We start from the raw sequence: 20,169 nt of genomic DNA, 5'->3' as shown, positions 1-20,169 counted from the left end.
AGAAGAAATGACAAAACTAATCTTTATGGGGACACCTGAATTTTCAGCGACAGTTTTGAAGGGGTTGTTATCAGATGACCGTTACGAGATTCTAGCTGTTGTGACCCAGCCAGACCGCGCTGTTGGCCGTAAAAAAGTAATCCAAGAAACCCCAGTCAAGCAGGCTGCCAAAGAAGCAGGCCTTCCCATCTACCAACCTGAAAAATTATCTGGAAGCCCAGAGATGGAAGCCATTATGAAGCTAGGGGCGGATGGGATTGTGACCGCTGCTTTTGGGCAATTTCTCCCAAGTAAACTCCTTGATAGCATGGATTTTGCAGTCAACGTTCACGCTTCCCTCCTTCCAAAACACCGTGGTGGCGCCCCCATTCATTATGCCTTGATTCAAGGGGATGAGGAAGCTGGTGTGACCATTATGGAGATGGTTAAGGAAATGGATGCAGGAGATATGATTTCCCGTCGCAGTATTCCTATCACAGATGAGGACAATGTCGGCACCTTGTTTGAAAAATTGGCAATCGTTGGTCGTGACTTGCTTTTGGACACCCTTCCTGGCTATATTGCTGGGGAGATCAAACCTGTGCCTCAGGACCCAAGCCAAGTCACTTTCTCGCCAAATATCAAACCTGAAGAAGAGAAACTCGATTGGACCAAAACCAATCGTCAACTCTTCGACCAAATACGTGGCATGAATCCATGGCCTGTTGCCCACACTTTTCTCAAGGGAGACCGCTTTAAGATTTATGAAGCCCTGCCAGTAGAAGGTCAGGGAAATCCAGGTGAGATTCTGTCTATTGGCAAGAAAGAATTGATCGTTGCAACGGCAGAAGGGGCTCTGTCCCTCAAGCAAGTGCAGCCAGCGGGTAAGCCTAAGATGGATATCGTATCCTTCATCAACGGAGTGGGACGGACATTGACTGTAGGAGAACGATTTGGTGACTAAAGTAGAAACGGCTAGAGGTCTAGCCCTAGCAGTATTAGAGGATGTTTTGGTTAACCAAGCATACTCAAATATTGCCTTAAACAAACACCTCAAGGGGAGTCAACTCTCGGCAGCGGACAAGGGCTTAGTGACAGAGATTGTCTACGGAACGGTAGCCCGAAAACTGACTCTAGAATGGTATCTGTCCCACTTTATCGAAGACCGGGATAAGCTAGATAACTGGCTCTATATCCTGCTCCTTCTGAGCGCCTACCAACTTCGGTATCTGGATAAGGTTCCCAATCACGCAGCGGTCAATGAAGCAGTGGAAATAGCCAAAGCTCGTAAAAAAGGCAGTGAAAAACTGGTCAACGCCGTCCTTCGTCGTATTTTGCGAGAAGGCTGGCCAGATATTGACAGCATTAAGCGAAGAAATAAGCGTGATTCCATTGCCTATTCTCTCCCAGTTTGGCTAGTATCTAAGCTCAAGGAAGAATACGGTGAAGAGCGAGCGCAAGCTATCTTTAAAAGTCTCTTGGTGCGTAACAAAGCCAGTATTCGAGTGACCGACTTGAGTCGAAAGGAGGAAATCAAAGCCGTGTTAGAGGCGAGTGATTCACCTTTGGCCGCTTCTGGTTTGGTCAAGGAGCAAGGCCACTTTGCAGGACATGATTTGTTCGCAGAAGGGGCTATAACCATCCAAGACGAGTCCAGTCAACTGGTTGCTCCGACTCTTGATTTACAAGGCGATGAGCAGGTTCTGGATGCTTGTGCCGCTCCTGGCGGAAAAACAGTCCATATGGCCTCTTATCTCACATCGGGTAAGGTGACGGCTTTGGACCTTTATGATCACAAGTTGGACTTGATCCAAGAAAACGCCCAACGTTTGGGGGTAGCAGATCGAGTGCAAACGCAAAAATTGGATGCCAGAAAAGTTCATGAGTTTTTTGGCCGTGACTCGTTTGACAAGATTTTAGTAGATGCTCCTTGTTCTGGGATTGACCTCTTGCGTCGCAAACCAGATATCAAATACAATAAAGAAACGGCGGATTTCGCATCATTGCAGCAAATTCAGCTGGAAATACTAGGTAGTGTTTGTCAAACCTTACGAAAAGGTGGTATAATAACGTATAGTACCTGCACTATCGTCTCAGAGGAAAACTTTCACGTCGTTGAGGCATTTTTAGAAAGTCACCCCGAGTTTGAGCAGGTTAAACTAGAACACGAATGCAAGGATATTTTGAAGGACGGCTGTATCTTGATCACTCCTGAATTGTACGGAAGTGATGGATTCTTTATCAGCCAATTCCGCAAGATATCTGATTAGGAAGGAACTGACACAATGGAAATAGCATTATTAACAGATGTTGGTCAGAAACGAACAAATAACCAAGACTATGTCAATCACTTTGTCAACCGAGCAGGGCGCACCATGATCCTCTTGGCTGACGGGATGGGAGGACACCGTGCAGGCAATATCGCTAGTGAGATGGCGGTAACAGACCTGGGCGTGGCTTGGGTGGATACCCAAATCGACACCGTCAATGAGGTCCGAGAATGGTTTGCCCACTATCTGGAACTTGAAAATCAAAAAATTCATCAGATGGGGAAAGACGAAGCCTATAAGGGGATGGGAACAACGCTTGAAGCAGTAGCCATTATTGGAAATCAAGCTATTTATGCCCATATCGGTGATTCTCGTATCGGTTTGATCCGTGGTGAAGATTATCGCCAGCTCACAAGTGATCATTCTTTGGTTAATGCTCTGCTAAAGGCTGGCCAGCTAACTCCAGAGGAGGCAGAAATTCATCCGCAGAAAAATATCATTACCCAATCCATTGGGCAAAAAGATGAAATTCAACCAGATTTTGGCATGGTTAGCCTAGAGTCAGGAGACTACCTCTTGCTCAACAGTGACGGCTTGACCAATATGATCTCAGGAAGCGATATCTACGATATTGTAACAAGTGATATTTCCTTGGCAGACAAGGCGGCAACTTTGATTCGTTTTGCCAACAATGCAGGTGGTTTAGACAATATCACGGTTGCCCTTGTTCACATGAATGAGGAGGAAGTAGAATGATCCAGATCGGCAAGATTTTTGCCGGACGATATCGGATTATCAAACAGATTGGTCGAGGAGGCATGGCGGATGTTTACTTGGCCAAGGATTTGATCCTAGACGGGGAAGAAGTGGCGGTTAAGGTCCTGAGGACTAACTATCAGACAGATCCGATTGCTGTGGCACGTTTTCAACGTGAAGCGAGAGCCATGGCGGATCTGGATCATCCCCATATCGTTCGAATAACAGATATCGGTGAGGAAGACGGTCAGCAGTATCTAGCTATGGAGTATGTGGCAGGGCTTGACCTCAAACGTTATATTAAAGAACACTCCCCTCTCTCAAATGAAGAAGCCGTCCGTATTATGGGACAGATTCTCTTGGCGATGCGTCTGGCGCATACGAGAGGGATTATCCACCGAGATTTGAAACCTCAAAATATCCTATTGACACCAGATGGAACTGCCAAAGTTACAGACTTTGGGATTGCCGTGGCTTTTGCAGAGACCAGTCTGACACAGACTAACTCCATGCTCGGTTCAGTCCACTATCTCTCACCTGAGCAGGCCCGTGGTTCCAAGGCAACTGTGCAGAGTGACATCTATGCTATGGGGATTATTTTCTATGAGATGTTGACAGGACATATCCCTTATGATGGGGATAGTGCAGTGACTATTGCCCTCCAGCATTTCCAAAAACCACTTCCATCTGTTATTGCTGAGAATCCAGCAGTACCACAAGCTTTGGAAAATGTTGTTATCAAGGCAACGGCCAAGAAATTGACAGATCGCTATCAGTCTGTATCAGAAATGTATGTGGACTTGTCAAGTTGTTTGTCTCACAATCGTAGGAGAGAACCAAAGCTAGTCTTTGATGAGGCAAGCAAGGTTGATACCAAGACCTTGCCTAAAGTTCCACAAAGCACTCTAACCTCTATTCCGAAGGCTAAGCCACAGTTAGAGCGACCTCAATCAAAACAGCAGACTCAGCAGGTGGTAGATGAAGCACCAGTACCAAAACCAGCGAAAAAACGGAAGTTTAAAGCTCGCTATATGATTTTACTGGCCAGTGCCTTGCTAGTTGCAGCCTCTTTGATTTGGATCTTCTCCCGAACTCCAGCGACTATTGCTATTCCAGATGTATCGGGACAGACAGTTGCTGAAGCTAAAGAAACACTGAAGAAAGCTAATTTTGAAGTAGGTGAAGAAAAGACCGAGGCCAGCGACACAGTAGCCGAAGGTCGCGTCATTCGAACAGATCCAGAAGCTAGAAGCGGTCGAAAAGAAGGAAGCAAAGTAAATCTAATCATTTCATCAGGTAAGCAATCCTTCCAACTAAGTAACTATGTAGGACGTAAGTCCTCGGATGTTGTCGCAGAGCTCAAAGAGAAAAAGGTTCCAGAAAATCTTATCAAGATCGAGGAAGAGGAATCTAGCGAAAGCGATCCAGGAACAGTCATTAGGCAAACCCCAGCTGCAGGAAGCACTTACGATCTCACGAAAGCCAGCACGATTACCTTAACAGTTGCTAAGAAGGTGACCAGCGTTTCGATGCCAAGTTACATTGGTTCAAGTCTCGAATTTACTAAGAACAATTTGACTCAGATTGTTGGTGTAAAAGAGGCCAATATCGAAGTTGTGGAAGTATCAACTGCTCCTGAAGGAACTACTGCAGGAACAGTTGTTAGTCAGGACCCTAAACCTGGAGAAAAGGTAGATCTCAATAAAACACGTGTTAAGATTTCTATTTATAAACCAAAACCACTTCCTTCTTCATCAAGTTCGTCTCAACACGGAAATTCAGGAACAGACACGACGCCTTCACAGAGTAACAATCAAGGTAGCACCCCTACAACGGATTCTTCAGATGGCGGTAGAACGTCAAGCAATGAACGAAATTAACCCAATCTTTGTCATGATTTCATGACAAAGATTTTTTTTCATGAACTTTTGTGATAGAATAAAGGGAGTAGAAAATAGGAGTAGAAAATGGACGAATCAAAAGAGTTAAATGCTGTCATTGATGTGATTATGCTAGCTGGAACCATTCTCTTGAAAAGTGGTTCGGAGATTCATCGGGTTGAGGACACCATGATTCGCATTGCCCATTCACAGGGAATAGTGGATTGCAATGTTCTTGCCATGCCCGCAGCTATTTTCTTTTCGATTGAAAACACCAATATTTCTCGGATGAAACGGGTGACGTCATCCTCCTATAACATCGAAAAAGTCTGTGATGTCAACCAAGTATCACGAGAACTTGTGGGTGGCCAGATTGATCTTTCTACAGCTTTTAAAAAGCTGAAGGAAATCAGAAATCAAGCTCTTCCTTATAGCAAGCTCCAAGTGACTGTAGCAGCAACCCTCAGTGCCCCTTTCTTCTCGATTATGTTTGGCGGCAATGTCTATGATGCTTTTGGAGCAGGCGTTGCGACTTTGTTTGGTTTTGCCTTCTCTCTCTATGTCGAGAAGTTTATCCGAATTCCTTTTGTAACAGCTTTTGCGGGTGCCTTTGTTTTTGGCTTGATTGCCCAGTTCTGGGCTCGCTATACTGGATTTTCTTCGACGGCAGACCTGATTATAGCAGGAGCGGTCATGCCCTTTGTTCCAGGGATTGCTCTGACAAATGCGGTACGGGATATCATGACCAACCATATCAACTCTGGTATGAGCAAGATGTTTGAATCTTTGCTCATTACCCTCGCTTTAGGGGCTGGCACCTCTGTCGCCCTGGTTTTGATGACATAAGATGACTCTAACAAGTATTTTGCTCCAAGCAGTGGCGAGTTTACTCGCCATTATCACCTTTCTAATCGTACTGAATGTTCAACGCTCCATGCTCCTACCTGGTGGGGTCTTGGGAATGGGCGTTTGGCTCCTCTATCTCGTGCTCAAAGAACCAACTAATGTCATAGTTGCGACCTTTATCGCGGCAGTAATTGGCTCTTGCATCAGCCAGATTTTAAGTATTGTCTATAAGACACCAGCAGTGGTCTTTGTCTTGGCCATTCTTGCCCCCTTGGTGCCAGGTTATTTATCCTATCGAACGACAGCATTCTTTGTGACAGGCGATTACAGTCATGCCCTTGCCAGCGCGACGTTGGTGGTTATGTTGGCTCTGGTCATTTCTATTGGAATGGCAAGTGGAACGGTAATTTTAAAGCTTTATTACTATATCCGAAAACAGCGAGGAATATCTTCCTAATGCAGTGAAAGCAAAGACTTGATTTGTTGAATCAAGTCTTTTTTCTCTCTTTTGTCCCTATTTGTGATAAAATAGAATGAAACGATTTTTTACAATGAATGAAAAAACAGAGGTAAATATGACAATCGGTATTGATAAGATTGGTTTTGCGACCAGTCAATATGTCTTGAAATTACAAGACTTAGCAGAAGCGAGGGGAGTTGACCCCGAAAAATTTAGCAAGGGACTCTTGTTAAATGAAATTAGTATTGCGCCACTGACTGAGGACATTGTTACCTTGGCAGCTAGTGCAAGCAACTCTATTTTAACAGACAAAGAAAAAGAAGAAATCGATATGGTCATCGTGGCGACCGAGTCAGGGATTGACCAGAGTAAGGCAGCGGCAGTCTTTGTTCATGGCCTATTAGGCATTCAGCCTTTCGCCCGTAGCTTTGAAATCAAAGAAGCCTGCTATGGAGCGACAGCTGCCCTTCATTATGCTAAATTGCATGTGGAAAATTCTCCAGAGTCTAAGGTTTTGGTCATTGCCAGTGATATTGCCAAGTATGGTGTGGGAACTCCAGGTGAACCAACTCAGGGTGCTGGAAGTGTAGCGATGCTAATCACCCAAAATCCGCGCATTATGGCCTTTAACAATGATAATGTTGCCCAAACGCGTGATATTATGGATTTCTGGCGTCCGAACTATTCAAGCACTCCTTATGTAAACGGCATGTACTCGACCCAACAGTATCTTGATTGCCTGACAACGACTTGGAATGAATACAAGGAACGCTACGATTGGACTATGGATGACTTTGCGGCTATCTGCTTCCACTTGCCTTATCCTAAGTTGGCCCTAAAAGGCTTGCGCAAGATGATGGACAAAACTTTGTCTAAAGAAAAACAGAATAGTTTACAAGAAAACTTTGATAAGTCCATTCTCTACAGTCAGATGATTGGGAATATCTACACGGGTTCCCTCTTCCTCGGCCTTCTCTCCCTTTTGGAAAATGCAGAGACTTTGAAGGCTGGTGATAAAATTGCCCTCTACAGTTACGGAAGTGGAGCGGTTTCAGAGTTCTTTAGTGGGGAATTGGTCGAAGGCTATGAAGCTTATCTCGACAAAGAGCGCTTGAGCAAACTCCAGCAACGCACAGTCCTATCCGTTGCAGACTATGAAAAAGTCTTCTTCGAAGAAGTGCAGTTGGATGAATCTGGTTCAGCCCAATTTGCAGCCTATGAACATCAAGACTATGCCTTGGTGGAGATTGTCGACCACCAACGCCGTTATAGCAAGGTTGAAAAATAATGAAGATAAGTTGGAATGGATTTTCTAAAAAATCATACCATGAGCGCCTTGAGTTGTTGCGAGCTCAGGCGCTCCTTAGTCCTGAAAAGCAAACCAGTCTAGAGAAGGATGAACAAGTCAGCTTGTCTGTCGCAGACCAGCTGAGTGAAAACGTGGTAGGAACTTTTTCTCTGCCTTATTCCATCATTCCAGAACTTTTGGTGAATGGTCAGGATTATACAGTTCCCTATGTGACAGAAGAGCCGTCAGTGGTTGCTGCGGCTAGCTATGCCAGCAAAATCATCAAGCGAGCAGGAGGTTTTACTGCTCAGGTTCATCAGCGCCAGATGATTGGTCAGGTAGCCCTTTACCAAGTTGCTGAACCTGAACAAGCGCAAGCGAAGATTGCCAGTAAGAAAGCCGAACTCTTGGAACTTGCCAATCAAGCCTATCCCTCCATCGTCAAACGCGGTGGAGGGGCGCGTGATTTGCATGTAGAGCAGATCAAAGGTGAAACAGACTTTCTCGTTGTTTATCTCCATGTCGATACCCAGGAAGCCATGGGAGCCAATATGCTCAATACCATGCTAGAAGCCTTGAAGCCGGTCTTAGAAGAACTCAGTCAGGGGCAGAGTCTCATGGGAATCCTGTCCAATTACGCGACAGATTCTCTAGTGACAGCAAGCTGTCGTATTGCCTTTCGCTACTTGAGCCGACAAAAGGATGAAGCCAGAGAAATAGCAGAGAAAATAGCCTTGGCTAGCCAGTTTGCGCAGGCTGATCCTTACCGAGCAGCTACTCACAATAAAGGGATTTTTAATGGTATCGATGCCATTTTAATCGCAACGGGTAATGACTGGCGTGCTATCGAAGCTGGGGCTCATGCCTTTGCCAGTCGAGATGGACGCTATCAAGGTCTCAGTCAATGGAAGCTGGATATGGAAAGAGAAGAATTGGTCGGTGAGATGACCCTACCTATGCCTGTAGCGACCAAGGGTGGCTCTATCGGTCTCAATCCCCGTGTAGCTCTTAGTCACGAACTACTGGGAAATCCTTCTGCTAAAGAATTAGCTCAGATTATCGTGTCCATCGGTCTTGCACAAAACTTTGCGGCTCTCAAAGCCTTGGTAAGTACGGGCATCCAGCAAGGCCACATGAAATTACAGGCCAAATCCCTAGCTCTCCTAGCTGGTGCTAGTGAGTCCGAGGTTGCTCCCCTCGTTGAGCGCCTTATTGCAGACAAAACCTTTAACCTAGAGACAGCCCAGCGCTATCTAGAAAACTTAAGATCATAAAAAAACTCAGACGAATCAGTCTGAGTTTTCTTGTGTTTATACTCAATGAAAATCAAAAAGCAAACTAGGAAGCTAGCCGCAGGCTGCTCAAAACACTGTTTTGAGGTTGCAGATGGAAGCTGACATGGTTTAAAGAGATTTTCGAAGAGTATTAAATACTTTTTCCTGGTAATAGGGTGACTGGTAAGAAGTAACCAGTTGTCGCAACTTCCTTGCCTTCAATCTTCTGCAAGAGAAGATCAACAGTGAGTTGGGCAATCTCTTTCATAGGTTGCTTAATCGTTGTCAGGTGAGGATAGTAGTTCTCGATAAAGTAAGTCCCATCGTAGCCGATGACCTTGAGCTCATCAGGAACAGAGATACCTAGCTCCTGAGCTATTTTGATAACCAGGATAGCTGTCAAATCATCCGAAGCAAAAATCGCATCTGGTTTCTGATGGGTCAAGATATTTTTGATTTCCATTTCTTTTCGGACGGGAGAAAAGTCACTCGAAACATTGATAATAGGCGCTTTCGGGAGAATAGAGGCAAAGCCAGCGTGGCGCAGTCCAGTCGGTGAATTCGAGTTATCATTTCCTGTAATCATGATGATAGACTGAGCGCCAGTCTTGGCCAAAGTTTGGGCAGCGAGGACCCCGCCACCGTAGTTATCAGAGGAGACGACAGGGATGTCTGGTGATAGATTTCGGTCAAAGGAAATAATCGGTGCTGTCACACGATTGTAGTCTTCGATTCCCAAGTTGTGACTTCCAGAAATGATACCATCGACCTGGTTGGCCTCCAGCATTTCAATGTACTCCCGTTCTTTTTCAGAGTCGTGTTCGCTGTTACAGATGATGGTCTTGTAGCCATTTTTGAAGAGTTGGTGTTCCAATTTGTCAATCAACTCCGCATAAAAGACATGACTGATGTTAGGAAAAATAAGTCCAATCAACTTGGCAGATTTTCCTTGGAGGCTTCGAGCCAGATTATTAGGCTTGTAGCCTAGCTCTCGCATGGCTTCATTTACCTTGAGAATGGTTTTCTCAGATAGATAACCCTTTTTATTGATGACCCGTGAGACGGTAGTGGGGCTGACGCCTGCAAGTTTTGCGACATCAGTTAGTTTTGCGACCATAATCTAATTCATAGTAAGTTCCAGTTGGGTTTCCAGACTTGATGAGGATACCATTTTGGTCCGCATGTGGGAAGACACGACCAGAAAATACTTTTTCTCCTTTATTGATGAAAATTTCAAAGACTGACTTGTCGATGAAGATAGTGGCAGTAGTAGCTTGGTTATCGATAGGGCAAGAACGAGTCGTACCAAATTCTTGGGCGTACTGTTGACCAGCCTGACTACGATCCACTGTCACCTGTCCATTGACAAGGTCAAAGTTGATTGAAAGCCCCTTGCCATCTTTATCAGCGAGCAAGACAATCTCGCTTTGGCTATTGGCCTCCAAGTTGAGCTCGAGTTCATAGGTGTTATTGGTTTGAGTACGATTTGAAAAGGGTTCCTCAGAGGCACGAAGTTCTTTGATAGCTGCGACCGGATATTGGTAGAGTTTGCCATCTTTGATAGTGAGTTCTTTGACCAATGAGAAGGTTCCTTGGTGGTCAAAACGGTCAGATGGGTAAGAAACATCGGGCAACCCAAGCCAACTTACTGCTAGTGCACGTCCATCTGGAGCGTTGAAGGCTTGCGTTGCATAGGCTTCGAAACCATAGTCTAGATTTTGCAATGGAGACACATCTACCATTTTGGCATTTTCAGGATCAAAGGAAGCCCCGATTTTGTACATGTTTGGATAGATATTATCATAATCTAGAACACCTTTATCCAATCCTTGTGGACAGTAAAGAAGGACAGGTTGCTCCCCTACAAAGACTAGATTTGGACATTCCATCATGTAGGCAGTGCGGTCGTTGGCAAAGTCAAGGTCGCCAACTGTTTGCCAGTTTGTATAATCATTGTCCACAGCCTTGTAAAGACGGACGAAGCCTTTTTTCTCCAAGTCCTGTCCACCGACGATAGCATAATATTGTCCCTTGAAGTTAAAAATTTGCGGATCGCGGAAGTGGTCAGTAGAGTCTGCTGGCTGGCCAATCAAGATCTTGTCAATCTTTGTAATCTTGCCATCCTTATCCATCAAAGCACCAATCTGGTAAGGGTGACGGATCCAGTTTTCATCACGGACATTTCCAGTATAGAATAGGAACAACTGATCGCCAAACTGCATGGCAGAACCAGAGTAGGCACCGTGGCTATCCAATGGAGTATTTGGCAAAACTTTGACTCCAGTTTCTGTAAAGTGCACTAAATCATCACTTTCAAGCTGCACCCAAGACTTCAACCCATGGACTGCACCAAAGGGAAAGTTTTGGTAAAAGAGAATCCATTTGCCATCAAAATAAGAAAAGCCATTTGGATCATTGAGAAGCCCTGTTTTAGGCTCGACATGGTAACGAGTATGCCAAGGAGATTGTGCCATCTTTTCCTTGATTTGCTTGATTTCATCACTAGACCAGTCTTCATAGCGTCTGTAACGGCGCTCAGTTGTCCATTCCATTTTATCTTTCCTCCATAAGTTCTATTCTATTATTAATAGTAAACGTTTTCTGCAAAAAAAGCAAGTCTTTTATGTTAAAAAAAAGAAAAATATGTCAAACGATTGCCAGAAATCAAGTAAAGGAAATCTGGCAAATTTTCACGAAAAAATGAAAGAAAATGTAAATAAAAGCCTTGATTCCTCAATTATAAAGATATTTTTTTGAGGAAAAAGAAAATATCCCTCAAAAACGATCAAGAATAATCAGGAATAAAAGAAAGGAAATAAAAAGTTCTGCAAAACGCTTGACATATTTTAGAAACGTGATAAAATAATAGTCGTAGGGCGAATAAAATCGCTTTCAAACACTTTACAAAATTTTTATAAGGAGATTTTTGCAAATGAACAATCAGGATATTGCAAAAAAGGTCATCGAAGCCCTTGGCGGACGTGAAAATGTCAACAGTGTAGCCCACTGTGCGACTCGTCTACGTGTCATGGTCAAAGATGAAGGGAAAATCAAGAAGGAAGTGATTGAGAACTTGGATAAAGTTCAAGGAGCTTTCTTTAACTCAGGCCAATACCAAATCATCTTTGGGACTGGTACAGTAAACAAGATGTACGACGAAGTGGTTGCACTTGGTTTGCCAACCTCTTCTAAAGAAGACATGAAAGCAGAAGCTGCTAAACAAGGAAACTGGTTCCAACGTGCTATCCGTACTTTCGGTGACGTATTCGTACCAATCATTCCAGTTATCGTAGCAACTGGTCTCTTCATGGGTGTTCGTGGTCTCTTGACTGCTCTTGGGATGACACTTCCAGAAGATGTGACAACTTACACTCAAATCTTGACTGATACAGCCTTTATTATCTTGCCAGGATTGGTTGTTTGGTCAACCTTCCGTGTATTCGGTGGTAACCCAGCCGTTGGTATCGTCCTTGGTATGATGCTCGTATCTGACTCACTTCCAAATGCCTGGGCTGTTGCTTCTGGTGGTGAAGTAACTGCAATGCAGTTCTTCGGATTTATCCCAGTTGTAGGTTTGCAAGGTTCAGTTCTTCCAGCCTTCATCATCGGGGTTGTCGGAGCTAAATTTGAAAAAGCTGTTCGTAAAGTTGTTCCAGATGTACTTGACCTCTTGGTAACACCGTTCGTAACACTCCTTGTAATGTCAATCCTTGGATTGTTTGTTATCGGACCAGTCTTCCACGTTGTTGAAAGTTACATCCTCATTGGAACAAAAGCTATTCTTAACTTGCCATTCGGACTTGGTGGTTTCTTGATTGGTGGAGTTCACCAATTAATCGTCGTATCAGGTGTTCATCACATCTTCAACTTGCTTGAAGTTCAATTGCTTGCTGCTGACCATGCTAACCCATTCAACGCTATCATCACAGCTGCCATGACTGCTCAAGGTGCTGCGACAGTAGCCGTTGGTGTTAAAACGAAAAATCCTAAACTGAAAACACTTGCTTTCCCAGCTGCTCTTTCTGCCTTCCTAGGTATTACTGAGCCTGCTATCTTCGGGGTTAACTTGCGTTTCCGTAAACCATTCTTCCTTTCATTGATTGCTGGTGCAATCGGTGGTGGATTGGCATCTATCCTTGGACTTGCTGGTACTGGTAATGGTATCACAGTCATCCCTGGTACAATGCTTTACATTGGTAACGGACAACTTCTACAATACCTTCTTATGGTAGCTGTATCATTTGTTCTTGGTTTTGCCCTTACCTACATGTTTGGTTACGAGGACGAAGAAGAAGTTGCTAGTGAAGTGGCGACAGAACGCTTGGTTCAAGAAGAAACAACTGGTAACATTCCAGTAGCTCCTCAAAATGAAACAATCCAAACTCCAATCGTTGGGGACGTAGTTGCCCTTGAGAATGTTGATGATCCAGTCTTTTCAAGTGGTGCAATGGGACAAGGTATCGCAGTAAAACCAAGCCAAGGTGTGGTTTATGCACCAGCTGATGCAGAAGTATCAATCGCCTTTGCCACAGGACATGCTTACGGTTTGAAGACAGCTAATGGAGCTGAAATCTTGATCCATGTTGGTATTGATACGGTGACTATGAACGGTGAAGGCTTTGAACAAAAAGTTGCTCAAGGCGACAAGGTCAAAGCTGGTGATGTTCTCGGAACCTTTGATTCAAGCAAAATCGCTGCTGCAGGTCTTGACGACACAACAATGGTTATCGTGACCAACACAGCAGACTACGCTTCTGTGACACCAGTCGCAAGCGGTTCAGTTGTCAAGGGTGACGCTATCATCGAAGTGAAAGCCTAGTCCTTTTCGAAAATCAAATCTAAAAACAAAACGAACAAATATTATGTTTGTTCGTTTTTACTTGGATGGTAAGATTTACAGAGGAAAATCTAAAATATTGAGAAATCTAGCCCTTTAAAATGTGCTATAATAGAGAAAACAAAGATAAGAGGTTTATCATGACAAAATTATATGGAAGCTTAGAAGCGGGCGGTACAAAATTTGTCTGTGCTGTCGGAGATGAAAATTTTAATGTTGTAGAAAAAACACAATTTCCTACAACAACTCCTATCGAGACCATCGATAAAACCATCGAATTCTTTTCAAAATTCGATAATCTTGCAGGCCTTGCCATCGGTTCCTTTGGTCCAATAGATATCGATAAAAACTCAAAAACTTACGGATTTATCACAACAACTCCAAAACCTAACTGGGCAAATGTAGACCTACTTGGTGCCCTTCGCCGCTCCCTCAACGTACCCATGTATTTCACCACAGACGTGAACAGCTCTGCCTATGGTGAAGTGGTTGCTCGTAACAATGCTGGTGGCCGTATCGAAAACTTGGTTTACTACACGATCGGTACAGGGATCGGTGCAGGTGTTATCCAACGTGGTGAGTTTATCGGTGGTGTCGGTCACCCTGAGATGGGTCACTACTATGTGGCTAAACACCCAATGGATGTGGAAAAAGAATTTAACGGTGTTTGTCCTTTCCACAAGGGTTGTTTGGAAGGCTTTGCGGCTGGTCCAAGTCTTGAAGCCCGTACAGGTATTCGTGGTGAAAACATCGAACTCAACAGTTCTGTCTGGGACGTTCAAGCCTACTATATCGCTCAAGCTGCTGTCAATGCTACTGTGACTTTCCGTCCAGATGTGATTGTCTTTGGTGGTGGGGTCATGGCCCAACAACATATGCTGGACCGTGTGCGTGAGAAATTCACTGCTCTTCTCAACGGTTACCTACCAGTACCAGATGTGCGTGACTACATCGTGACTCCAGCAGTTGCTGGAAATGGTTCTGCCACACTTGGGAACTTTGTCCTTGCTAAGAGTGTCGCAAAATAAAACAAACAGAAAAATCCGCTTGGGAAACCAAACGGATTTTTCTATTCTCAAAACATCTGCCAGAAGAAATCAATAATATAGGTCAAACCATAAGTATAAACCACTAGGGTAAAGGGCTTGGTCAAAACGATGATAATCATATAGCGTTTGAAGGTCATCTTGGTAAGGGCAGCCAGCATGCAGAGAAAGTCAGCTGGACTGACAGGCCAGATCATCATAAAGATAAAGAACCGCTCGAAGCGATTGCCCTTATCTAGCCAACCGATGTACTTGTCATAGGTGCGCTTGCTGACGACAGACTGGACAAAGGCAGCTCCGTAGAGACGGACGAGGTAAAAGATAATGGCACAGCCAATCACGATGCCGATATAGTTATAGATAGTTCCGATGATGTGGCCGTAAATAAAGACCCCAGCCACTGAGGTCAAAGCTCCCGGAATAATCGGAACAACAGTTTGTAGGATTTGTAAAAAGATAAAGAGTGGTGGCCCCCAAAGCCCAGCTTGCTGAATAAAGTCTGATAGGGTTTCCTTTGACTGTAAAACACCCGCCTGATAGGCCCAAATACAGAAAATCAAGGTGCCGACTCCCCCGACGATAGATGAGATATTGATGACTTGCTGTAGAAGGGGAGAAACAGCTTTCATTTGTTTATGCTGTGACATAGAAACTCCTTATAGATAGTATGGTTCTACTATACCATATTTTTCTTATAAAGACTAATTTGATTCCTTATCTTGCTTTTTATATAAGTGTGGTACAATTAAAGGAGTAAGTCAAGAGATATAATGGTGAAAGAAATGTTAGATTTTAAATTTAAAGGAAGATGGAGAAAGTACCAAAAGGAAGTCCTAGATCGTTTTCAGAACTATCAAACAGATGACCATGTTCACCTAGTGGCGGCACCAGGGTCTGGAAAGACCACCATTGGTATCGAGCTGATCGCTCGTTTTGGCAACCCAGCCCTTGTCTTGGTTCCAACTGTCACCATTCGTGAACAATGGGTAGATAGGATCCAAACAGCCTTTTTAGAGAACGAACAGAAGATTTCAGATCTCGTTTCCCAAAACTTAAAGGAGATGAAGGCACTAACGATTGTGACCTATCAGGCTTTTCATAGTGCCATGAACCAACTGCAATCACAAGAAGATGGTGAAGCAGAGGATTTCGTGGGGTTTGATTTGCTTGCAAATCTAAGAACTCAGAAAGTTGCGACTCTTTGCTTGGATGAATGCCACCATCTGCGCAATGAATGGTGGAAAAGTCTGGAAGTCTTTCGCAAGCAGTATGAACAGCTACAAGTCATCTCCCTGACAGCGACACCACCTTATGACAGCGAGCCAGAACTCTGGGAACGCTATATCCGTATGTGTGGGGAAATTGACCAAGAAATCACGGTACCCGAGCTGGTCAAGGAAGACACCCTCTGCCCTCATCAGGATTTTGTTTATATCTGTTCACCAACAGCTGAAGAGTCGGAACACCTCAGGCAGTTTGAAGATAGAAAGTGGGAGTATATCCATCAGCTTTTGGTCAATCCTGACTTTCAAGCTCTAGTATCAGGTTCAAAGGTACTCAAAGGAGACATTTCATCCGATGTTCTACTAGAAGACCCTAAGTACTTGTCTGCTATGTTGATTTATATGCATTCTCAGGGGTTAACGATTCCTCCCTCTTTGCAAAATTTACTGGGACCCCAGAAGCTTCCAGCATTGACCTTCTACTGGCTGGAGACGCTGTTGCAGAGCATACTCTATCAGACACCAGATTGGTATGAGGATACAGATGGATATAGGAAAAAGTTAGAGGCTGACTTGAAGGCGCGTGGGTTGGTGGAAAAACGTCAGGTTTATCTGGTTAAGTCTAAGGCTTCTGATCAGCTTTTAACCCAATCTCTGGGGAAATTGTCTGCCATTGCCGATATCTTCTTGACAGAGTATGAAAGTTTAGGTCAGGAACTGAGACAGTTAGTACTAGCTGACTATATTCGCAAGGATTTTGCTAGTTATCTGGGAGATGATCAGGCGACCATTTCTCAGTTGGGGGTTCTCCCTTATTTTGAAAGCATTCGTCGAAAAGCTCAGGAGCAAGAGATACCTGTATCTTTGGCTGTCTTGTCAGGGAGTGTTGTTATTCTTCCCACCAATGTGGCAGCAGAGTTGAAGGAACTCTTGCCTCAGGTTCATCTTAGTTTCTCGTCTATTGGTCAGTTAGATCAAGAGGATTATGTACTGGTGGGATTTTCTAGTACGGCTAAGGGTATTGTAGCGGCGGTGACGGAACTTTTCCAACGCGGTCGGATCCAAGTCCTAGTCGGAACCAAATCTCTCCTCGGAGAGGGTTGGGATGCTCCTTGTGTTAATTCCCTAATCCTCGGAAGCTTTGTGGGGAGCTTTATGCTGAGTAACCAGATGCGCGGGCGTGCCATTCGTATCTGGCCGGGACATCCAGAAAAGACCAGTAACATTTGGCATCTGGTAGCCGTTCAAGCGCAAGCACTTATCACTCTTCCTGGTGAGGAGCCTAGACCAGAGAGCAATCAGGATCTGCAGACCTTGTCGCGACGGATGGAGCATTTTCTTGGATTGGCTTATAATCAGGAGAGTATTGAGACCGGTTTGGATCGTTTGGATTTTCCAAAGCCCCCTTTTAAGAAAAAGCAAATTAGTGAGTATAATGAGCGAGTTAAGAGTCTCTCCAAGGATCGAGCAGGCTTGAGACAAAAATGGCAAGATGCTCTTGTCGTAGCGGATCAGTTCGAGATAGTTACAGAAGTTGCAACTCAAAAACAGAAAATCCCAGTCATGCTCTTGCTTGATGCATTAAAATGGGTTCGCATGTCATTGCTCTTGTTGGCAGTGGATTTGTTGGTCTTGTTATTTAGATTGAGATTGATCGGTGTTTGGTGGCTTACGACAGCCTGTCTCCTCTTTTTGGCCTTTGCATCTTGGCGCTACCTCCGCTATAAGAGTCCCTATAAACGCTTGCAGTCTCTGGGTGAGCAGATCCGAAAGGCTCTGCTAGATTCGGGGCATCTAACGGATGATCAATCCCGTGTTCAGGTAGAGGAGGACAAGGAAAACTATATGGTTTTCGCCTATCTCAAGGGAGGAAGCATGAGGGACAAGGAGCTATTTGCTCAGACTGTGGGAGAGTTCTTTGCTCCAGTGGATAACCAGCGCTATCTCTTGAAGGCAGAGAAAGTCCGACAAGGTCAGTCACCTTACTATGTCGTTCCTAGTCTTTTTGAAAAGCGCAAGGAAGAAGCACAGAAATTTCTCGACTTTCTGACGTCGACTATCGGACGTTATCATCTCGTCTACACACGAACAGAGACCGGACGGAAAATCCTTCTCGAAGCTCGTATCAAAGCTCTCTCTAACAAAAATGATCGTACCTTGACTAAGAAGAAAGTTAAAAGCCGGTTGGAGTAGGGGAGGTAGCTATTCGAAGTTTCGAAGATATGAATTTACTAAAGTTTATATGCATTCTAAACTTAGAATGACAAGAAATACATAAATTTATGAGTATTCTAAGCTTCGAATAGTTGTCTTTCCTAAAGTTTAGATGTATTCTAAAGCTAGAAAAGTTAAAATCTAAAAATAGTAAGAGTCTCTATCTGACAGACGGAGTGTATGCCTAGCAGGTATCCTTCGAATCGTTAGTTAATTTTAAAATTTATCAGTTCTGAAATAATTACTAAATATAGTTAGATAGTGAATTAATTATTACTTGACTTCGTTTTTTAAAATGGTAAAATAAAGTTGTCCATAGGTTCAGCCGTATGGGAAGTCGAATTTATCTGTCACAATGATAGACACTTGCTCACAAGCTACAAATTGTGCTATAATTAATATAGATGAGAAGATGTTAATTTTGATTATCACTGCAATCTGCCTCGGTCGGCAGTTTGGATTCGAACTTCGACAACGTCCTCGTCTTCGTTCGACTCTTAGTCAAATCAACCAGTTTAAAGAATTGGAGGAATTACTGATGGATTTCTTTGAAGAAATCGTTCTGACATTCGTGACTAATTTGGTATTCGGTATTATAAAATAAATTAATAAGTGTGCAATATTAGCTTTTGTTATAGGAATACCGACCTATTGCTAATATTGCTCCTTTTGTTTTATGGAAATAATAAATTTCAAATCGTATAAGTGTAAGAAATATCGTCATATTGATAAACGAATTAAAATTGATGACGTAATAGATTATATTAAAAATCCGGAGAAGGTTGCTCATCATAGCTTTCTTCCTTTTTTGCGTTATGAGCGGAAGAGTTCTAAGTACGTTGGTTATGAGTTTAGTAATATTGATGGTAGACCTGTAAAGTTTAAGATTCGTCCTCTAATGTATGCAGGCCATTTAGATGGTTTGATATATAAATATTATTCTGACTTACTAAACATTTGCTACAATGAGTGGATGGAGGATAATGAATTAAATTTCTTCTCGGTGGCATATCGTACGAATAAACAACATCAAAGTAGTATAGATTTCGCTGCGGAGGCGATTTCTTTTATAGAGAAGCAAGACAATGCTTTTGTAATTATTGGTGATTTTGAAAAATTTTTTGATACATTGGATCACAAATTATTAAAGGATAGATTGCAGAGAGTATTAAAAGTTCAACAATTACCCAGTGATTGGTATAACATATATAAATCACTAACTAAATTTGCCTTTATTGAAAAAAGTACTTTAGATTTTTCTGATGATTCTTTGGTACTGAAAAATGATGCTAGTTATTTTCGTAGTATAGGTGATTTTAGAAAATATCAGAAATATAATAAATGCAAATTAAACAAAAATATTTTTGGAATCCCTCAAGGAAATTCATTAAGTGGAGTTTTTGCTAATATCTATGCTATTGATTTTGATAGGAGGTTAGCTGAACTTTCAAAAGAATTTGATGGTTTTTATCAAAGATATTCTGATGATTTTATAATTGTATTAGATGTTGAAAAACTGTATTCTAGGTATGGAAATAATTTTGTAGAGGCGATTACAAATTTATTAAAAGAATTATCAGATGAGAATAAAATTCATTTACAGACTGATAAAAATAAAAAATTTTTTATTAATGATAATGTGTTATTGAATGAACATAACAAAGTAAATAGTATAGATTATTTAGGGTTTAGATTTGATGGTAATAATGTCAAAATTCGTGAAAAGAGTATCTATAAATTTTATCGTGAAGGTAGAAAATTGATATACAAATCTAAATATATTCAAAAGAAGAAAGGTTTAAAGAAGTTACCAAATCGTCACAAAATTTACTCATTGTATACTGATTTTGGAAAATCAAAAAAATATCCTAGCAATTTTATAAAATATGCTCAGAGGTCCCAGGAAATATTTGATAAAATTAGTCCAAATACTTCTAATCTAATGTTGTCACAATTAAAAAATAGAAAGAAAAAAATTGAAAAGGCATTAGGATACAGAATTCACTCTAAAATGAAAACCACTCGCTCTTCTGTACTGCATCCTAAAAGTTAGATTTTTTCTGTCTAACTTTTAGGATACAATTTCATTCTTAGTT

Annotated in this window: 16 protein-coding genes; 13 read left to right on the top strand and 3 right to left on the bottom strand. The window is 42.7% G+C overall.

Annotation, left to right across the window (positions count from 1 at the left end; all coding sequences use genetic code 11):
* Positions 1-7: 7 nt before the first annotated feature.
* The 8 genes from fmt to D8805_RS06740 all read left to right on the top strand — a co-directional run bounded on the left by fmt (position 8) and on the right by D8805_RS06740 (position 8,753).
* Positions 8-943 carry a methionyl-tRNA formyltransferase gene (fmt, locus tag D8805_RS06775; RefSeq protein ID WP_125416392.1) on the top strand — a complete coding sequence of 312 codons (936 nt, stop codon included), beginning with the start codon at positions 8-10 and terminating at the stop codon, positions 941-943.
* Positions 936-2,249 carry a 16S rRNA (cytosine(967)-C(5))-methyltransferase RsmB gene (gene rsmB, locus D8805_RS06770; RefSeq protein WP_185774581.1) on the top strand — a complete coding sequence of 438 codons (1,314 nt, stop codon included), beginning with the start codon at positions 936-938 and terminating at the stop codon, positions 2,247-2,249. Before fmt ends, rsmB begins: the two co-directional genes overlap by 8 nt.
* Before the next feature lie 15 nt (positions 2,250-2,264).
* Positions 2,265-3,005, top strand: a complete 741-nt coding sequence (locus tag D8805_RS06765; protein ID WP_084946411.1) for a Stp1/IreP family PP2C-type Ser/Thr phosphatase — start codon at positions 2,265-2,267, stop codon at positions 3,003-3,005.
* Complete coding sequence (pknB, locus tag D8805_RS06760; protein ID WP_125416388.1) at positions 3,002-4,885, top strand: Stk1 family PASTA domain-containing Ser/Thr kinase; 1,884 nt, start codon at positions 3,002-3,004, stop codon at positions 4,883-4,885. Before D8805_RS06765 ends, pknB begins: the two co-directional genes overlap by 4 nt.
* Before the next feature lie 87 nt (positions 4,886-4,972).
* Complete coding sequence (locus tag D8805_RS06755) at positions 4,973-5,731, top strand: threonine/serine exporter family protein (protein ID WP_125416386.1); 759 nt, start codon at positions 4,973-4,975, stop codon at positions 5,729-5,731.
* Position 5,732: 1 nt separating this feature from the next.
* On the top strand, positions 5,733-6,188 hold the full coding sequence (locus D8805_RS06750; protein WP_125416384.1) for a threonine/serine exporter family protein: 456 nt from the start codon (positions 5,733-5,735) through the stop codon (positions 6,186-6,188).
* Between the two features lie 118 nt (positions 6,189-6,306).
* Complete coding sequence (locus D8805_RS06745) at positions 6,307-7,479, top strand: hydroxymethylglutaryl-CoA synthase (RefSeq protein ID WP_125416382.1); 1,173 nt, start codon at positions 6,307-6,309, stop codon at positions 7,477-7,479.
* Positions 7,479-8,753, top strand: a complete 1,275-nt coding sequence (locus D8805_RS06740) for a hydroxymethylglutaryl-CoA reductase, degradative (RefSeq protein WP_125416380.1) — start codon at positions 7,479-7,481, stop codon at positions 8,751-8,753. The genes D8805_RS06745 and D8805_RS06740 overlap by 1 nt, the downstream gene beginning before the upstream one ends.
* 151 nt (positions 8,754-8,904) lie before the next feature.
* Here D8805_RS06740 and D8805_RS06735 read toward each other — a convergent pair whose 3' ends face one another.
* The gene (locus D8805_RS06735; protein ID WP_125416378.1) at positions 8,905-9,870 is read right to left on the bottom strand and encodes a LacI family DNA-binding transcriptional regulator; all 966 of its coding nucleotides are present in this window, start codon (positions 9,868-9,870) and stop codon (positions 8,905-8,907) included.
* Positions 9,851-11,305: a sucrose-6-phosphate hydrolase gene (locus tag D8805_RS06730; RefSeq protein WP_125416376.1), complete on the bottom strand. Its 1,455-nt coding sequence runs from the start codon at positions 11,303-11,305 to the stop codon at positions 9,851-9,853. Before D8805_RS06730 ends, D8805_RS06735 begins: the two co-directional genes overlap by 20 nt.
* A gap of 380 nt (positions 11,306-11,685) precedes the next feature.
* On the opposite strand from D8805_RS06730, the gene D8805_RS06725 reads away from it, so the two are divergent.
* Entirely contained in the window at positions 11,686-13,572 is a 1,887-nt protein-coding gene (locus tag D8805_RS06725) for a sucrose-specific PTS transporter subunit IIBC (RefSeq protein WP_125416374.1), read from the top strand.
* 158 nt (positions 13,573-13,730) lie between these two features.
* Entirely contained in the window at positions 13,731-14,618 is an 888-nt protein-coding gene (gene scrK, locus D8805_RS06720; protein ID WP_125416372.1) for a fructokinase ScrK, read from the top strand.
* A 47-nt stretch (positions 14,619-14,665) separates the two neighbouring features.
* Here scrK and D8805_RS06715 read toward each other — a convergent pair whose 3' ends face one another.
* Positions 14,666-15,283, bottom strand: a complete 618-nt coding sequence (locus D8805_RS06715) for a TVP38/TMEM64 family protein (RefSeq protein ID WP_084868372.1) — start codon at positions 15,281-15,283, stop codon at positions 14,666-14,668.
* A 135-nt stretch (positions 15,284-15,418) separates the two neighbouring features.
* Here D8805_RS06715 and D8805_RS06710 point away from each other — a divergent pair, with 135 nt between their 5' ends.
* From D8805_RS06710 to D8805_RS06700, 3 genes are all read left to right on the top strand, one after another.
* Positions 15,419-18,052: a DEAD/DEAH box helicase family protein gene (locus D8805_RS06710; protein WP_125416370.1), complete on the top strand. Its 2,634-nt coding sequence runs from the start codon at positions 15,419-15,421 to the stop codon at positions 18,050-18,052.
* A 433-nt stretch (positions 18,053-18,485) separates the two neighbouring features.
* Entirely contained in the window at positions 18,486-18,677 is a 192-nt protein-coding gene (locus D8805_RS06705; RefSeq protein WP_002879571.1) for a hypothetical protein, read from the top strand.
* 72 nt (positions 18,678-18,749) lie between these two features.
* The gene (locus D8805_RS06700) at positions 18,750-20,126 is read left to right on the top strand and encodes a reverse transcriptase domain-containing protein (RefSeq protein WP_084946404.1); all 1,377 of its coding nucleotides are present in this window, start codon (positions 18,750-18,752) and stop codon (positions 20,124-20,126) included.
* Positions 20,127-20,169: the final 43 nt, after the last annotated feature.

The sequence above is a fragment of the Streptococcus oralis subsp. dentisani genome (assembly GCF_003944205.1).
Taxonomy (GTDB): domain Bacteria; phylum Bacillota; class Bacilli; order Lactobacillales; family Streptococcaceae; genus Streptococcus; species Streptococcus oralis_BH.
Note: the sequence above shows the minus strand (reverse complement) of the source record. Positions and strands in the feature narration are given on the sequence as shown.

Excerpts from the sequence above, each read along its gene's own strand:
- D8805_RS06705 (WP_002879571.1), top strand. The coding sequence starts at position 18,486 with ATGTTAATTTTGATTATCACTGCAATCTGCCTCGGTCGGCAGTTTGGA.
- fmt (WP_125416392.1), top strand. The coding sequence starts at position 8 with ATGACAAAACTAATCTTTATGGGGACACCTGAATTTTCAGCGACAGTT.
- D8805_RS06715 (WP_084868372.1), bottom strand. The coding sequence starts at position 15,283 with ATGTCACAGCATAAACAAATGAAAGCTGTTTCTCCCCTTCTACAGCAA.
- D8805_RS06740 (WP_125416380.1), top strand. The coding sequence starts at position 7,479 with ATGAAGATAAGTTGGAATGGATTTTCTAAAAAATCATACCATGAGCGC.
- D8805_RS06750 (WP_125416384.1), top strand. The coding sequence starts at position 5,733 with ATGACTCTAACAAGTATTTTGCTCCAAGCAGTGGCGAGTTTACTCGCC.
- D8805_RS06765 (WP_084946411.1), top strand. The coding sequence starts at position 2,265 with ATGGAAATAGCATTATTAACAGATGTTGGTCAGAAACGAACAAATAAC.
- D8805_RS06735 (WP_125416378.1), bottom strand. The coding sequence starts at position 9,870 with ATGGTCGCAAAACTAACTGATGTCGCAAAACTTGCAGGCGTCAGCCCC.
- scrK (WP_125416372.1), top strand. The coding sequence starts at position 13,731 with ATGACAAAATTATATGGAAGCTTAGAAGCGGGCGGTACAAAATTTGTC.
- D8805_RS06710 (WP_125416370.1), top strand. The coding sequence starts at position 15,419 with ATGTTAGATTTTAAATTTAAAGGAAGATGGAGAAAGTACCAAAAGGAA.
- pknB (WP_125416388.1), top strand. The coding sequence starts at position 3,002 with ATGATCCAGATCGGCAAGATTTTTGCCGGACGATATCGGATTATCAAA.
- D8805_RS06755 (WP_125416386.1), top strand. The coding sequence starts at position 4,973 with ATGGACGAATCAAAAGAGTTAAATGCTGTCATTGATGTGATTATGCTA.
- D8805_RS06745 (WP_125416382.1), top strand. The coding sequence starts at position 6,307 with ATGACAATCGGTATTGATAAGATTGGTTTTGCGACCAGTCAATATGTC.
- D8805_RS06730 (WP_125416376.1), bottom strand. The coding sequence starts at position 11,305 with ATGGAATGGACAACTGAGCGCCGTTACAGACGCTATGAAGACTGGTCT.
- D8805_RS06700 (WP_084946404.1), top strand. The coding sequence starts at position 18,750 with ATGGAAATAATAAATTTCAAATCGTATAAGTGTAAGAAATATCGTCAT.
- D8805_RS06725 (WP_125416374.1), top strand. The coding sequence starts at position 11,686 with ATGAACAATCAGGATATTGCAAAAAAGGTCATCGAAGCCCTTGGCGGA.